The 13,692-nt window shown below is 67.1% G+C and carries 15 protein-coding genes and 4 tRNA genes; 8 read left to right on the top strand and 11 right to left on the bottom strand.

Annotated elements, in window-relative coordinates:
• Positions 1 to 287 precede the first annotated feature (287 nt).
• Positions 288 to 2,120, top strand: a complete 1,833-nt coding sequence (locus CFB40_RS05945) for an ABC transporter ATP-binding protein (protein WP_089424871.1) — start codon at positions 288 to 290, stop codon at positions 2,118 to 2,120.
• Positions 2,121 to 2,197: 77 nt separating this feature from the next.
• On the opposite strand, the gene otsA is transcribed toward CFB40_RS05945, so the two are convergent.
• Both otsA and otsB read right to left on the bottom strand, forming a co-directional pair.
• Positions 2,198 to 3,577: an alpha,alpha-trehalose-phosphate synthase (UDP-forming) gene (gene otsA, locus CFB40_RS05940; RefSeq protein ID WP_089424870.1), complete on the bottom strand. Its 1,380-nt coding sequence runs from the start codon at positions 3,575 to 3,577 to the stop codon at positions 2,198 to 2,200.
• On the bottom strand, positions 3,574 to 4,326 hold the full coding sequence (otsB, locus tag CFB40_RS05935) for a trehalose-phosphatase (protein WP_089424869.1): 753 nt from the start codon (positions 4,324 to 4,326) through the stop codon (positions 3,574 to 3,576). Before otsB ends, otsA begins: the two co-directional genes overlap by 4 nt.
• Before the next feature lie 282 nt (positions 4,327 to 4,608).
• Between otsB and CFB40_RS05930 the strand changes: the two genes are divergently transcribed.
• From CFB40_RS05930 to CFB40_RS05920, 3 genes are read left to right on the top strand one after another with little or no spacing between them, the layout of a single operon-like run.
• Positions 4,609 to 5,244, top strand: a complete 636-nt coding sequence (locus CFB40_RS05930) for an SCO family protein (RefSeq protein WP_089424868.1) — start codon at positions 4,609 to 4,611, stop codon at positions 5,242 to 5,244.
• 12 nt (positions 5,245 to 5,256) lie between these two features.
• Positions 5,257 to 5,703, top strand: a complete 447-nt coding sequence (locus tag CFB40_RS05925) for a copper chaperone PCu(A)C (protein ID WP_089431369.1) — start codon at positions 5,257 to 5,259, stop codon at positions 5,701 to 5,703.
• Positions 5,704 to 5,713: 10 nt separating this feature from the next.
• Positions 5,714 to 6,583, top strand: coding sequence for a cytochrome c oxidase assembly protein (locus CFB40_RS05920; protein WP_089430791.1), 870 nt, complete (start codon positions 5,714 to 5,716; stop codon positions 6,581 to 6,583).
• Positions 6,584 to 6,610: 27 nt separating this feature from the next.
• Here the strand turns inward: CFB40_RS05920 and CFB40_RS05915 are convergent, their stop codons facing one another.
• The gene (locus tag CFB40_RS05915) at positions 6,611 to 7,096 is read right to left on the bottom strand and encodes a GNAT family N-acetyltransferase (RefSeq protein ID WP_089424866.1); all 486 of its coding nucleotides are present in this window, start codon (positions 7,094 to 7,096) and stop codon (positions 6,611 to 6,613) included.
• A gap of 126 nt (positions 7,097 to 7,222) precedes the next feature.
• Complete coding sequence (locus tag CFB40_RS05910; RefSeq protein ID WP_089425870.1) at positions 7,223 to 8,095, bottom strand: pirin family protein; 873 nt, start codon at positions 8,093 to 8,095, stop codon at positions 7,223 to 7,225.
• Between the two features lie 109 nt (positions 8,096 to 8,204).
• Between CFB40_RS05910 and CFB40_RS05905 the strand changes: the two genes are divergently transcribed.
• Both CFB40_RS05905 and CFB40_RS05900 read left to right on the top strand, forming a co-directional pair.
• A complete protein-coding gene (locus tag CFB40_RS05905; protein WP_089430790.1) occupies positions 8,205 to 9,122 on the top strand; it encodes a LysR family transcriptional regulator in 918 nt (305 codons plus the stop codon).
• A 102-nt stretch (positions 9,123 to 9,224) separates the two neighbouring features.
• Positions 9,225 to 9,728: a GAF domain-containing protein gene (locus CFB40_RS05900; RefSeq protein WP_089430789.1), complete on the top strand. Its 504-nt coding sequence runs from the start codon at positions 9,225 to 9,227 to the stop codon at positions 9,726 to 9,728.
• 158 nt (positions 9,729 to 9,886) lie between these two features.
• Here CFB40_RS05900 and map read toward each other — a convergent pair whose 3' ends face one another.
• Positions 9,887 to 10,693, bottom strand: coding sequence for a type I methionyl aminopeptidase (gene map, locus CFB40_RS05895; protein ID WP_089424863.1), 807 nt, complete (start codon positions 10,691 to 10,693; stop codon positions 9,887 to 9,889).
• On the bottom strand, positions 10,693 to 10,929 hold the full coding sequence (locus CFB40_RS05890) for a ParD-like family protein (protein WP_069247499.1): 237 nt from the start codon (positions 10,927 to 10,929) through the stop codon (positions 10,693 to 10,695). The genes map and CFB40_RS05890 overlap by 1 nt, the downstream gene beginning before the upstream one ends.
• 141 nt (positions 10,930 to 11,070) lie before the next feature.
• Here CFB40_RS05890 and CFB40_RS05885 point away from each other — a divergent pair, with 141 nt between their 5' ends.
• On the top strand, positions 11,071 to 11,694 hold the full coding sequence (locus CFB40_RS05885; RefSeq protein ID WP_089424862.1) for a helix-turn-helix domain-containing protein: 624 nt from the start codon (positions 11,071 to 11,073) through the stop codon (positions 11,692 to 11,694).
• A gap of 58 nt (positions 11,695 to 11,752) precedes the next feature.
• Complete coding sequence (locus tag CFB40_RS05880; protein ID WP_089424861.1) at positions 11,753 to 12,301, top strand: GNAT family N-acetyltransferase; 549 nt, start codon at positions 11,753 to 11,755, stop codon at positions 12,299 to 12,301.
• Between the two features lie 96 nt (positions 12,302 to 12,397).
• Here CFB40_RS05880 and CFB40_RS05875 read toward each other — a convergent pair.
• The 5 genes from CFB40_RS05875 to pgsA form a co-directional block, all read right to left on the bottom strand.
• Positions 12,398 to 12,471: transfer RNA gene (locus tag CFB40_RS05875), tRNA-Cys, on the bottom strand.
• 99 nt (positions 12,472 to 12,570) lie between these two features.
• Positions 12,571 to 12,646: transfer RNA gene (locus CFB40_RS05870), tRNA-Gly, on the bottom strand.
• A gap of 51 nt (positions 12,647 to 12,697) precedes the next feature.
• Positions 12,698 to 12,773, bottom strand: a tRNA-Gly gene (locus CFB40_RS05865).
• Positions 12,774 to 12,826: 53 nt separating this feature from the next.
• A tRNA-Gly gene (locus CFB40_RS05860) sits at positions 12,827 to 12,902 on the bottom strand.
• Positions 12,903 to 13,037: 135 nt separating this feature from the next.
• Entirely contained in the window at positions 13,038 to 13,625 is a 588-nt protein-coding gene (gene pgsA, locus CFB40_RS05855) for a CDP-diacylglycerol--glycerol-3-phosphate 3-phosphatidyltransferase (protein ID WP_011351424.1), read from the bottom strand.
• Between the last annotated feature and the right edge of the window lie 67 nt (positions 13,626 to 13,692).

Here is a 13,692-nt window from a genome sequence, read left to right as displayed (position 1 = left end):
TACAAAGGTGCAACACTTTGCAACCCGCGGACTTGGGCGTCCGTTCTAGAGTGGAAGGCCCTTTTGGCATTCCTTGACCCCGTGACCGCCGGCAGCGTGATTCCGGCACATGAGGCAGGACGGGATGCCGGATTTTATCTCAAAATCGACCGCGAGCCCCTGGCCAAGGCAAGATTCGCGCAGCGCGACACGCGGGCTTGTTTACAATGCCGGATTATTCAGTCCGGGCGAACGCCGGCCTGCGATCCAGCCGCCACGCTCACTCACCGAATCACCGCACGCATATTTTGGAATCTCTCACCCCTGCCCAGCGCAACGCCCACAACGCGAAGCTGTCGAGCTACGCGCATCGACCGATCGCGTTCCTGTTCCGCTACATCCGCCTGCATCCCGTCGCCCACCTGATCGTGCTCGGCAGCGTGCTGGCCGCCGTCGGCTGCGCGCTCGGCTCGCAATACGCGATCAAGCACCTGATCGACGTGCTGGCGACCGGGCGGCATCACCCCGGCCCGCTGTGGAGCGCGTTCGCGCTGCTCGTCGGGCTGATCGCGGCCGACAACCTGCTGTGGCGCGTCGGCGGCTGGTTCGCCGCGCACACGTTCGTCGCGGTCACCGGCGACCTGCGGCGCGACCTGTTCCAGTACCTGATCGGCCATTCGCCCACCTACTACGCCGAAAAGCAGCCCGGCACGCTGGCGAGCCGCATCACGGCCACGTCGAACGCGGTCTACACGTCGGAGAACACGATGGCGTGGAACGTGCTGCCGCCGTGCATCGCGGTGATGGGCGCGATCCTGATGATCATCGTCGTCAATCCGATGATGGCGGCCGGCCTGCTCGGCTGTTCGGCCGTGCTGTCCGTCATCCTGTTCAAGCTCGCCGGGCGCGGCTCGGCCCGCCATCACGCGTTCGCGGCGAAGGCCGCGGCGGTCGACGGCGAGCTCGTCGACGTGATCGGCAACATGGGCCTCGTGCGTGCGTTCGGGATGACGCTGCGCGAGCAGAAGCGCTTCGGCGCGACGGTCAAGGCCGAGATGGATGCGCGCCAGCAGAGCCTGCTCTATCTCGAGAAGCTGCGCCTGCTGCACGCGGTGATCACCGCGATGCTGTCCGCCGGCCTGCTCGGCTGGGCGCTGTGGCTGTGGGATCAGGGCCGCGCGACGTCGGGCGACATCGTGCTCGTCAGCTCGCTCGGCTTCACGATCCTGCACGGCACACGCGATCTCGCGGTCGCGCTCGTCGACGTCACGCAGCACATCGCGCGCCTGTCCGAGGCGGTCAAGACGCTGCTCGAGCCGCACGGGATGCCGGACAGCTCCGACGCGCAGCCGCTGTCGGCCAAGGGCGGCCGCGTCGATTTCGAGCGCGTGACGTTCGCGTATCCGCACCGCCGCGCGATCCTCGACCACTTCGAACTCCATATCGAGCCGGGCCAGCGCGTCGGCCTGATCGGCAAGTCGGGCGCCGGCAAGTCGACCGTGCTTGCGCTGCTGCAGCGCTTCTACGACACGCAGGACGGCGCCGTGAAGGTCGACGGCCAGGACGTGAAGACGATTACGCAGGACAGCCTGCGCCACGCGATCGCGCTCGTGCCGCAAGACATCTCGCTGCTGCACCGGACGATCTACGACAACATCGCGTACGGCCGCCCCGACGCGACTCGCGAGGAAGTGCTCGCCGCCGCGCGCGACGCCCGCTGCGCGGAGTTCATCGAAGCGATGCCGGAAGGCTATGACACGATCGTCGGCGACCGCGGCGTCAAGCTGTCGGGCGGCCAGCGCCAGCGTATCGCGATCGCGCGCGCGATCCTGAAGGATGCGCCGATCCTGCTGCTCGACGAAGCGACGTCCGCGCTCGACAGCGCATCCGAGGAAGCGATCCAGAGCGCGCTCGACCGCCTGATGGTCGGCCGCACGGTGATCGCGATCGCCCACCGCCTGTCGACGCTGCGCAACTTCGACCGGATCATCGTGATGAACAACGGCAAGGTGATCGACGACGGCCCGCCCGACGTGCTGCGCAACCGTCCGGGCCTGTACCGCGACCTGCTCGCGAAACAGCACGGCCGCCACCACCCGGCCCCCGACGGCAGCACGCCGACCGGCGAACGCGTGGCCTGACACACCGGTCCGCAGCCGACAAAAAAGCCGCAGTGCGCGTCGCACTGCGGCTTTTTCATTGCTCGATGAACCGCCGGTTACGCGTGCTGCAGATCGCGCAGGAAGTTGTCGCGCCACACCGACACGTTGTTCTCGCGCAGCTGCGCGATCATGTCCGTATAACGCGCGCGCCGCTCGGCGAGCGGCATCGTCAGCGCCTGCGACAGCGCATCGGCCATCCCGTCGATATCGATCGGATTGACGATCAGCGCCCCGGTCAGCTCGCGTGCGGCACCGGCGAAGCGCGACAGCACGAGCACGCCCGGATCGTCCGGATTCTGCGCGGACACGTACTCCTTCGCGACGAGGTTCATCCCGTCGCGCAGCGGCGTCACGTAGCCGACCCGCGCGAGCCGGTACAGCGCGGCGAGCAGCTGGCGGTCGTACTGGCGATGGATATAGAGGATCGGCGCCCAGTCGAGCTCGGCGAAGCGTCCGTTGATGCGCCCCGACTCCCCTTCGAGCTGCAGGCGGATGTCTTGGTACGCGCGCAGTTCCGCGCGGGTCGACGGCGCGATCTGCAGGAACGACACGCGATTGCGATGCGACGGCTCGTGCTCGAGCAGCTTCTCGAACGCGCGAAAGCGCTCGACGAGCCCCTTCGAGTAATCGAGCCGGTCGACGCTCATGATCAGCTTGCGGCCGCGCAGCGAGGTCGCGAGCGTACGCACCGCCTTGCCGTGCTCGCCGGCCTGCGCGAGCGACGCGATCTCGTCCGGATGCACGCCGATCGGATAGGCGGCCGCGCGCAGCGTCCGGCCGAATGCGTGCACCGTCGCCAGGTGGCCGTCGCGCTCGATCGCGCCGTCCGCTTCCGACTCGACGTAGTCGCAGAACGCGCGCAGGTCGGGTTCGGTCTGGAAGCCGAGCAGGTCGAACGCGCACAGCGACTCGACGAGGTCGCGATGCGGCGGCACGCTGACGAGCACCTGCGCAGCCGGAAACGGGATGTGCAGGAAGAAGCCGATGCGGTTCTTCACGCCGGCCGCACGCAGCGCGCGCGCGAACGGGATCAGGTGATAGTCGTGCACCCAGATCACGTCGTCGTCCTGCAGCAGCGGCACGAGCTGCTGGGCGAGCCACACGTTCACGCGGCCATAGCCTTCGAACTCGTGACGGTCGTACTGGATCAGGTCGGTGCGGTAGTGAAACGCGGGCCACAGCGTCGCGTTCGAGAAGCCGCGGTAATACTGGTCGTAGTCGCGCCGCGACAGGCCGATGGTCGCGAACGTGACCGGCCCGTGCTCCTCGACGCGGATCTGCGGCGCACCGGACGCGACGACCTCGCCGCTCCAGCCGAACCACATGCCGCCCGTCTCCTTCAGCGCATCGTAGACGCCGATCGCGAGGCCGCCCGCTGCCGGTTCGCCTTCCGAAATCGGCGCGACGCGGTTTGAAACAATGATGAGGCGACTCATGCGTCCGGCTGCTCCGCACCGAGCCAGCGCGCGATCTGCTCATGCAGCGCGTCGACCGAATCGAGCCGCGTGCGGGCAGACGTCTCGCCCGCGCCGACCTTGATCGACAGGCCGCCGCGCGCGTTGACCACCGCGAAGCCCTTCTCGTCGGTCAGGTCGTCGCCCGCGAACACGGGCACGCGCCCCGCGAACGGCGGCTCGTCGAGGAACGCAGCGAGCGCGCGCCCCTTGTCGACGCCTTTCGGCTTGATCTCGAACACCATCTTGCCGGGCTGCAGCACATACGCATCGGCATAGTCGGCGACGAGGCGCTCGGTGGCCGCGCGTGCCGCCGCCTCGCGCTCGGGCGCGTTGCGGTAGTGCAGCGCGACGGCCGCGCCCTTGATTTCGAGCAGCATGCCCGGATGACGGTCGACGACGGCCGCCAGCTCGCGCTCGATGCGCAGCAGGCGTTCGTCGTTGAAGCCGATGCGCTGCGTGTCGCCGTTCGCATCGCGGCGCTCCGCGCCGTGCAGGCCGGCGATCGGCATGCCGGGCATCTTCAGGAACGTGTCGATGTTGTCGATGCCGCGCCCGGACACGATCGCGACCGCGCCGTGCGAGCGGCGCCGCAGCTCGTCGAGCAGCGTCAGCAGCGACGGCGGAACATGAATGCTGTCGGGCGTCGGCGCCAGTTCGACGAGCGTGCCGTCGAAGTCGAAGAAGAACGCGGTATCGGTCAGGGACAGGGAAGCCGGAACGGATTGCATCGATTCGATAGTGTGAGGGCCGGCCGGCAAACGCCGGGCGGCCGCTGCGCGAATGGAATTGTGCGCATCTTACCGCGCCTGCGCATCGAGATGGGCGAAACCGGTGCGGCGCCGGCATCGCGCCGCGGCTTGCGTCAACTGCGACATATTGCCCCGCTCGCCCGCGGCGTACGGGTTTCGAAAGGACGCGGGCGCGCGAATTGCGCTACAGTCGCAACCGCCTGCCGCGCGACGCATGGCGCCGCGCCGGCCGGCCAACCTTCCGTCCGATCGAGCCCCAGGATGTCGTCTGCCTGCACCACGCCGCACCGGCGCTTCTCCCGCCTCATCCGCACGGCCGCGGCCCTCGCCGCCGCCGTGGCGCTCGCCGCGTGCACGCACGACGAGCCGCGCTGGAACCTGACCAACGTTACCGGCCACCTGCCCGACCTGTCGTTCACGCTGACGGGCGGCGACGGCCATCCCGTCGACGCCGACGCGTTCCACGGCCAGGTCGCGCTCGTCTACTTCGGCTACACGCACTGCCCCGATGTCTGCCCCGAAACGATGGCGCGGCTGATGGAAGTGCTGGCGAAGCTTGGCCCGCAGGCCAACAACGTGCGCATCCTGTTCGTCTCGGTCGACCCTGCACGCGACACGCCGCAGGCAATGCAATCGTATGTCGCCGCGTTCGACGCCGCGCATGCGCGCGGCCTGACCGGCACCGACCGCCAGATCGAATCGCTCGCGAAGCGCTATCGCGTCGCGTACCAGATGGAAAAGCGCGATCCGTCCGGCGGCTACGAAGTCACGCACAGCTCGGCCGTCTACATCTTCGACGCGAGCGGCCGCGCCCGCCTACTGGCGACCGACCGCGACTCGCCCGACGCCATCGCCGCCGATCTGCGCCGGATCATCGACACCGCCTCCACGACCTGAATGCATCCCGACATGAAAACGAAAACGACCCTCAAGACACTCGCCCTCCTCGCCGCGCTGTGCGCCGGCGCCCACGCGTATGCCGCCGGCGCGGTCACCGCGCAGAACGCCTGGGTGCGCTGGCTGCCGAACAAGCTGCCGGCCGGCGGCTACGTGACGCTCGTGAACACGAGCGACAAGCCGGTCGATCTCGTCGACGTCGACAGCCCCGACTACGGGATGGCGATGCTGCACCAGACCGTCTCGAACGGCTCGACGCAGAAAATGGAAATGGTCGACAAGCTGACGATCCCCGCGCGCGGCAAGGTCGATATCGCGCCGGGCGGCTACCACTTCATGCTCGAGGAGCCGAAGCACGCGATCAAGCCGGGCGACACCGTGCACCTGCGCCTGAAATTCTCCGACGGCGCAACGGTCGATGCGCCGTTCGCCGTGAAATCGCCGGCCCAGGCGAAGTGATGCGCGCGCGATGAACCTCCTGTACTGGCTCGATCCGTGGGAACCGTCGCCCACCGTGGTGATCGCGGTGCTGACCGCCGCCGTGCTGTTCGCACGCGGCGTGAAGAAGGCGAAGGTGTCGCCGCTGCGGCAGTTCTCGTTCTGGTTCGGGCTAACGGCGCTCTACATCGCGCTGCATACGCGGCTCGACTATTTCTTCGAGCACGAGTTCTTCCTGCACCGCGCGCAGCACCTCGTGCTGCACCACCTCGGGCCGTTCTTCATCGCGCTGTCGTATCCGGGCGCGGCGATGCGCGCGGGCATCCCGTTTCGCTGGCGGCAGCGTTTCGTGCGCCCCGCGCTCGCGTGGGCGCCCGTGCGCGCGACGCTCGACGTGGTGTTCCATCCCGTCGTCGCGGTCGTGCTGTTCGTCGGGCTGATCTATTTCTGGCTGCTGTCGCCGATCCATTTCATCGCGATGCTCGACTGGCGTCTCTATCGCGTGATGAACTGGAGCATGGTGATCGACGGGCTGCTGTTCTGGTGGCTCGTCGTCGATCCGCGTCCCGCGCCGCCCGCGCGGTTGTCGCCGGGCCGCCGGATCCTGATCGTCGTCGCGGCGATCCCGCCGCAGATCGCGCTCGGCGCGCTGATCTTCTTCACGCCGCACGAGCTGTATCCGATCTATTCGATTTGCGGCCGTGCGTTCACGTGGCTGAGCCCGCTGCGTGACCAGCAGATCGGCGGCCTGATGCTGTGGATTCCCGGCTCGATGATGAGCGTGATCGGCGCGCTGATCGCGCTGCGCCACTGGCTGCGGCTGTCCGCGCGCGGCCGCCTGATCGATGAACGTGCCGCGCAGCGCGCGAACCGGCCGCCGGTGGCGCACGCCGCGCACTGACTGCTGCGCGGCGCGGCGCATCGCGCATTACGCGCGTGCGCTGCTCATCCACACGTGCGGGATGCCGTCCTCGTCGTGCACGTCCGAACTCGGCGTGAAGCCGAATGCGCCGTAAAAACGCTGCAAGTGGGCCTGCGCATGCAGGCTCACCGGCGTCTCCGGCCACTGCGCGCGGATATGCTCGAGCGCGCGCGACAGCAGCCCGTTGCCGAGGCCCGCGCCGCGAAACGCGGCGGTCGTCAGCACGCGGCCGATGCGTACGTCGGTGTTCTGCGCATCGGGCAGCAGCACCCGCAGATAGCCGGCCAGGCGGCCTGCCGGATCGAAGGCGGCCAGGTGCCATGCAGCCTGGTCCGCATCGTCGATGTCGCGATACACGCAGTTCTGCTCGACGACGAACACCGCGCTGCGTGCTTCGAGGATCGAATAGACTTCACGCGCCGTCAGCGCGTCGAAGGATTTCCAGCGCCAGTCGAGATCGGCGGCGCTCGGGGATGCAGCGGATGCGTTCATGGTCGGTCCTGATTCGGGCGCGCCGGCCGGCGCGCGGCAATCGACGATTATGCCTCGAAGCGCACGCGCCGCGCGACCGACTGCCCGCGCATAAAAACAGGCCCCGCATTGCGCGGGGCCTGTCCGTCATGCCGGCATCTGGCCGAAGCGGCCGCTGTTGAAGTCCTCGATCGCGGTACGAATCTCCGCTTGCGAGTTCATCACGAACGGCCCGTAACCGACGACGGGTTCGTCGATCGGTTCGCCGCTCAGGATCAGCAGCTTCGCGTCGCCGTTCGCTTCGATCTCGACGTCGCTGCCTTCGCGGCCGAGCTGCACGAACTGCGCTTCGCGGGCGACCGTTTCGCCGTTCACCTGCACGGTACCGCTCAGCACGACCACCGCGAGCGTGCGCCCTTCGGCGACCGGGAACCGCGCATGGCCGCCGGCCACGAGCCGCACGTCCCACACGTCGATCGGCGTATGCGTGCGGGCCGGCCCGCGCCGCCCGTCGAGTTCACCCGCGATGATCCGCGCGCGCCCCGCGCCGTCCGGCAGCTCCACCACGGGGATGTCGGCGTTCAGCAGCGTCTGGTAGCCGGGCGCCCCCATCTTGTCCGCGGCGGGCAGGTTCACCCACAGCTGCACCATCTCGAGCGGGCCGCCCCGCTGCGTGAACCCTTCCGAGTGGAATTCCTCATGCAGGATCCCGCTCGCGGCCGTCATCCACTGCACGTCGCCCGGGCCGATCACGCCACCCGCGCCGGTCGAGTCGCGGTGCGCGACCTCGCCGTCATAGACGATCGTCACCGTTTCGAACCCGCGGTGCGGATGCTGGCCGACACCGCGCGGTGCCGAGGCCGAGCCCGGCTCGAACGTGGTCGGGCCGGCGTAATCGAGCAGCAGGAACGGGCTCAGGTGCGCGCCGTGGGACTGGTAGCTGAACATCGAACGCACCGGGAAACCGTCGCCGACCCAATGGCCGCGCGGCGCACTGTACACACCCTGGATCTTCTTCATTGCCTTCTCCGAATTGCGGCGAAACACGTGTTTCGCATCCTGGGTAGAAATATAGTGGTGGAACGATCGATCCGGTAGACTGCCAAAATCGCACGCAGCGTTCCATTTCATGAACGATAAAGCGCGGGATCTGAACGATCTCTATTACTTCGTACAAGTCGTCGAACACGGCGGCTTCGCACCGGCCGGGCGGGCGCTGGACATGCCGAAATCGAAGCTGAGCCGCCGCATCGCGCTGCTCGAGGCGCGGCTCGGGATGCGGCTGATCCAGCGCTCGACGCGCCGCTTCACGGTCACCGACGTCGGACAGACCTATTACGCGCATTGCCGCGCGATGCTCGTCGAGGCCGATGCCGCCGACGAGGCGATCGCGCTGCTGCACGAGGAGCCGCGCGGCATCGTGCGCGTCAGTTGCCCGATCGTGCTGCTCGATTCGCTGGTCGGCACGATGATCGCCGCGTTCATGGTCGCGTGCCCGCGCGTCGAAATTCACCTTGAAGCGACCAACCGGCGCGTCGACGTGGTCGGTGAAGGAATCGACGTCGCGATCCGCGTGCGCCCGCCGCCGCTCGAAGACAGCGATCTCGCGCTGCGCGTGCTGGCCGAGCGCGGCCAGTGCCTCGTCGCAAGCCCGGCGCTGCTGCGCGAGCATGGCGCCCCGGCCGTTCCCGCCGATCTCGCGCGCCTGCCGAGCCTCGATCACGGCGCCCCGCAGTCCGCGCACGTGTGGCGGCTGCGCGGGCCCGACGGTGCTCACGCGGAAATTCATCACCAGCCGCGCTTCGTGACGGGCGGCATGCTCGCGCTGCGCGCGGCAGCCGTCGCGGGCGTCGGCATCGTGCAGTTGCCGACGATGATGGTGCGCGATGAGGTCGCGCGCGGCGAGCTGGTGACCCTGCTGCCCGACTGGGCGCCGCGTCGAGAAATCGTGCATGCGGTGTTCGCGTCGCGCCGGGGATTGCTGCCCGCGGTGCGCGCCCTGCTCGATTTTCTCGCGGAGCAGTTTGCTGAACTCGAACCTGATTGAGCGCGCCGCTTCACGCGTGACCGGGCGCTGCAAACCCTGCGCGCGTGCCGTAGACTGCGGTACGCGCATCGCGCATTCCACAACCCTGATCGCTTTCCCGCCATGTTCACGCTGTCCAACGACCCCAACGCCTCCAAGGCCGATCAATACGCGACGCTCGTCGAGCAGGCACGCGCGCTCGTCGAGTCCGAACGCGACCTGACCGCGAACGCGGCCAACTTCTCCGCGCTGGTCTACCACTCGCTCGACCGTCTCAACTGGGCCGGCTTCTACTTCTTCGACGGGACGGAACTCGTGGTCGGGCCGTTCCAGGGCAAGCCCGCCTGCGTGCGGATCGCGCTCGGCAAGGGCGTGTGCGGCACGGCCGCGCAGACGCGCGAAACGCAGGTCGTGCGCGACGTGCATGACTTCCCCGGCCATATCGCGTGCGACGCCGCCTCGGAATCGGAAATCGTCGTGCCGCTGGTGGCCGCCGACGGCACGCTGATCGGCGTGTGGGACGTCGACAGCCCGGTCGCCGCGCGCTTCGACGACGAAGACTGCAAGGGGATGGAAGCGCTGTGCCGCATGTTCGTTGAATCCGCATGGCAGAAGGCGCGCAGTTGAGCGGCGGCCGGGCCGCGCTCCGCCACCAAGCAACCGTTCGCCGCGTTCGCGCGTAAATCGCGCCGCGCTTCGCGACCTCGAACGAAAACGAAACGGGCCCCGCAAAGGGGCCCGTTCCACTGTGCCACCGCACCACCCTTCGTGGCGCACTGCATGCGTCAGGCGGCGTGCGTGCCCGACAGCGCCGGGAACGCCTGCGGCTTCGCGTCCTCGGTCAGCACCTCGAAGCCCGTTTCCGTCACGACGACCATGTGCTCCCATTGTGCCGACAGCGAATGGTCCTTCGTGACCACCGTCCAGCCGTCCGCCAGCATGCGCGTGTCTCGCTTGCCCGCGTTGAGCATCGGCTCGATCGTGAAGATCATCCCCGGCCGGAGCGGCACGCCGGTGCCCGGGCGGCCGTAGTGCAGCACCTGCGGCTCGTCGTGATAGACGTCGCCGATGCCGTGCCCGCAGTACTCGCGAACCACGCTGAATCCTTCACGATGCGCGACCTGCTGGATCGCGTAGCCGACGTCGCCGAGCGTCGCACCCGGACGCACCGCGCGAATGCCCGCGTGCATCGCCTCATAGGTCGTCGCGACGAGGCGCCGCGCGAGCTCGTTCGGTTCGCCGACGAAATACATGCGGCTCGTATCGCCGAACCAGCCGTCCTTGATCACCGCGATGTCGAGGTTCACGATGTCGCCGTCGCGCAGCGGCCGCGACGTCGGAATGCCGTGACACACGACGTGATTGACCGACGCGCACACGGTTTTCGGAAAGCCGTGATAGCCGATGTTCGCCGGTATCGCGCCGAGCACGTCGACGATGTAGTTGCGGCAGAGCGCGTCCAGCTCGTCGGTGGTGACACCCGGCTTCACATGCTCGGTAATCATCGTCAGCACCTGCGACGCGAGCTTCGCGGCTTCACGCGACTTGGCGATTTCCGCGGCGCCGCGGATCGGGATTTCTCGTTTCGCCATTACGCCACCTGCTCGATGCCGTGCTCGACCGGTTCCGCCGGCCCCGTCTCACCGCCCCGCGCTTCGGCCTCGATCAGCATCCGGCAGATATCGCCGTAGGACAGCGCCGGATTGAGTTCCGACAGCATCCCGACGCGCAGCCAGTGTTCGGCCTGCGCGTTGATCGAGCGGCTCAGCGCCGTGCTGGTCGAGCGCAGCCGCTCGTGCATGTGCTCGGAAATCTTGATGATGCCCATATATCCCCAATTAAACGAAACGTAGTCGATTCGTATATTACGCCGCGCACGACTGCCGAGCAAGCCGTTCGAGTTCCGTCGAGCCGCCTGAGGTCGACCCCGTTGACATCGAATTCCAGTTTGCTGGAAAATAAATCCATCATGAAAGAATCAGCAACCGCCGTTGCCGACGACACCGGCATCAACGAACGCATCGCCCGGCGCGTACGCGACCTGCGCACCGTGCGAGGCTACACGCTCGATGCGCTGGCCGCGCGCTCCGGCGTCAGTCGTTCGATGATCTCGCTCATCGAACGCGCTTCGGCCAGCCCGACGGCCGTCGTGCTCGACAAGCTCGCGGCCGGCCTCGGCGTATCGCTGGCCGGCCTGTTCGGCGGCGACCAGGACGACACGCCCGCGCAGCCGCTGGCCCGCCGCGCGCAGCAGGCCGAATGGCGAGATCCGGCGTCCGGCTATGTGCGCCGCAACCTCTCCCCGGCCGGCTGGCCGTCGCCGATCCAGCTCGTCGAGGTGGATTTCCCGCCCGGTGCACGCGTCGCGTACGACAGCGGCGGACGTGAAAGCGCGCTGCATCAGCAGGTGTGGGTCATCAGTGGCCGCGTCGACGTCACGTTCGGCGACGCACTTCACGAACTTCACGAAGGCGACTGCCTGGCCATGCGGCTCGACCAGCCGCTGATTTTCAGCAATCCGTCGTCGCATGCCGCGCGCTATGTCGTCGCGATCTGCGATGCGTCTGCCGCCGCCGGCGTGCGGAACCCCTGATGAGCGCGTCGTCGCAGCAGCGATGCGCGCGCCCTATTTATTGCCTACAGGAGCCGGTATGAATTCCCCGAAACAGCGCGACGACGTCCGCCTGATCGATTGCAGCGAGGCCGAGCATGCGCCGGCCATCCTCGAGATCCTGAACGACGCGATCGCGAACTCGACCGCGCTGTACGACTACAAGCCGCGTCCGCCGGAAGCGATGGTCGCGTGGTTCGCGGCGAAGCGCGCGGGCGGCTTCCCGGTCATCGGCGCGGTCGACGCGTCGGGCACGCTGCTGGGCTTTGCGAGCTGGGGCACGTTCCGCGCGTTTCCCGCCTTCAAGTACACGGTCGAACACAGTGTGTACGTGCATCGCGACCAGCGCGGCCGCGGGCTGGGCGAGGTGCTGCTGCGCGAGGTAGTCCGGCGCGCGCGCGAAGCGCAGGTGCACGTGGTGGTCGGCTGTATCGATGCGACCAATGCGGGAAGCATCGCACTGCATACGAAGCTCGGATTCGCGCACTCGGGCACGATCACGCAGGCGGGATTCAAGTTCGGCCGGTGGCTCGACGCGGCGTTCTATCAGCTGACGCTCGACACGCCGGCGCAGCCGGTGGATGGTTGATCGCCCGCAGGCCGTCGCATGCACCATGCACGACGGCCGCAAGCGATGCAGAAAAAAGAAAAGCCCCGCCGAAGCGGGGCTTTTTCTCTTTCTACCTGGAGGCGCGAGCCGGAGTCGAACCGGCCTAAACGGCTTTGCAGGCCGCTGCATAACCGCTTTGCTATCGCGCCAAAAGCGGACTGTGCGAATGCCGTGAGGCAAGCGACAGATTTTTATTCGAGGACTGAAAGTCCATCAAATAAAAAGGGAAGCGTGGCTTCCCCATTACTTGGAGCGGGAGACGAGTCTCGAACTCGCGACCTCAACCTTGGCAAGGTTGCGCTCTACCAACTGAGCTACTCCCGCATTGTCCTGCATCTGCAGCGCTTCGCCGTACAACACGCTGCCAGAAAAATCTGGAGCGGGAGACGAGTCTCGAACTCGCGACCTCAACCTTGGCAAGGTTGCGCTCTACCAACTGAGCTACTCCCGCATGTGTCCTGCATCTGCAGCGCTTTGCCGTACAACACGCTGCCAGAAAAAATCTGGAGCGGGAGACGAGTCTCGAACTCGCGACCTCAACCTTGGCAAGGTTGCGCTCTACCAACTGAGCTACTCCCGCGTATTGCTGCGCTACTGCTTCCCCGTCACACACTTACTTCGTCGTGCAGCGGAGAAGCGAGATTATGTCGAAGGCACATTCGTGTGTCAAGGGCTTTTCCAGCCCTTTTTACAAAAACCTGCTCGACCGGACGCATCACGCGCCGCCGCGCTCGCGAATCTGCGGCCATGCAAGCTTCATGTAGTACAGCATCGACCAGATCGTCAGCACCGCCGCGAGATACATCAGCCATTCGCCCCACACGCGCGTGTCGATCGTCGCGACGCCGAGCGGCAGCGGCCCGTAGAACAGCAGCATCGGAATCGCGACCATCTGGCATGCGGTCTTGAACTTGCCGAGCTGGTTCACCGCGACGCTCTTCGACGCGCCGATCTGCGCCATCCACTCGCGCAGCGCCGAAATCGCGATCTCGCGCCCGACGATTACGAGTGCGATTGCCGCGTCGACCCGCGAAATCTGTACGAGGATCAGCAGCGCGGCCGTCACCATCAGCTTGTCCGCCACCGGATCGAGAAATGCGCCGAACGACGATGTCTGGTTCCACTTTCGTGCCAGGTAGCCGTCGAACCAGTCCGTCAGCGCCGCAAGAATGAAGATCGCCGCCGCCGCGAGATTGCGGTGCGCGCCGCCCATCACCGTGTCCGGCAGATAGAACACGCCGACGACGAGCGGAATCAGCACGATCCGTACCCACGTCAGGAAAATCGGGAAATTGAACGGCATGGCATGCGGGACAGTAAAGGATTCGCAATTGTGCCGTGTCGACCGGCCTGCCACAAGAACGCTGGCA

The sequence above is a fragment of the Burkholderia sp. AU31652 genome (assembly GCF_002223155.1).
In the GTDB taxonomy this organism is placed as follows: Bacteria; Pseudomonadota; Gammaproteobacteria; order Burkholderiales; family Burkholderiaceae; genus Burkholderia.
This window is presented reverse-complemented; position numbering and strand designations above follow the sequence as displayed.

Bases quoted from the DNA above. Each gene is read 5' to 3' on its own strand.
- otsA (WP_089424870.1), bottom strand. From the start codon at position 3,577: ATGAGTCGCCTCATCATTGTTTCAAACCGCGTCGCGCCGATTTCGGAA.
- otsB (WP_089424869.1), bottom strand. From the start codon at position 4,326: ATGCAATCCGTTCCGGCTTCCCTGTCCCTGACCGATACCGCGTTCTTC.
- CFB40_RS05930 (WP_089424868.1), top strand. From the start codon at position 4,609: ATGTCGTCTGCCTGCACCACGCCGCACCGGCGCTTCTCCCGCCTCATC.
- CFB40_RS05925 (WP_089431369.1), top strand. From the start codon at position 5,257: ATGAAAACGAAAACGACCCTCAAGACACTCGCCCTCCTCGCCGCGCTG.
- CFB40_RS05920 (WP_089430791.1), top strand. From the start codon at position 5,714: ATGAACCTCCTGTACTGGCTCGATCCGTGGGAACCGTCGCCCACCGTG.
- CFB40_RS05915 (WP_089424866.1), bottom strand. From the start codon at position 7,096: ATGAACGCATCCGCTGCATCCCCGAGCGCCGCCGATCTCGACTGGCGC.
- CFB40_RS05910 (WP_089425870.1), bottom strand. From the start codon at position 8,095: ATGAAGAAGATCCAGGGTGTGTACAGTGCGCCGCGCGGCCATTGGGTC.
- CFB40_RS05905 (WP_089430790.1), top strand. From the start codon at position 8,205: ATGAACGATAAAGCGCGGGATCTGAACGATCTCTATTACTTCGTACAA.
- CFB40_RS05900 (WP_089430789.1), top strand. From the start codon at position 9,225: ATGTTCACGCTGTCCAACGACCCCAACGCCTCCAAGGCCGATCAATAC.
- map (WP_089424863.1), bottom strand. From the start codon at position 10,693: ATGGCGAAACGAGAAATCCCGATCCGCGGCGCCGCGGAAATCGCCAAG.
- CFB40_RS05890 (WP_069247499.1), bottom strand. From the start codon at position 10,929: ATGGGCATCATCAAGATTTCCGAGCACATGCACGAGCGGCTGCGCTCG.
- CFB40_RS05885 (WP_089424862.1), top strand. From the start codon at position 11,071: ATGAAAGAATCAGCAACCGCCGTTGCCGACGACACCGGCATCAACGAA.
- CFB40_RS05880 (WP_089424861.1), top strand. From the start codon at position 11,753: ATGAATTCCCCGAAACAGCGCGACGACGTCCGCCTGATCGATTGCAGC.
- pgsA (WP_011351424.1), bottom strand. From the start codon at position 13,625: ATGCCGTTCAATTTCCCGATTTTCCTGACGTGGGTACGGATCGTGCTG.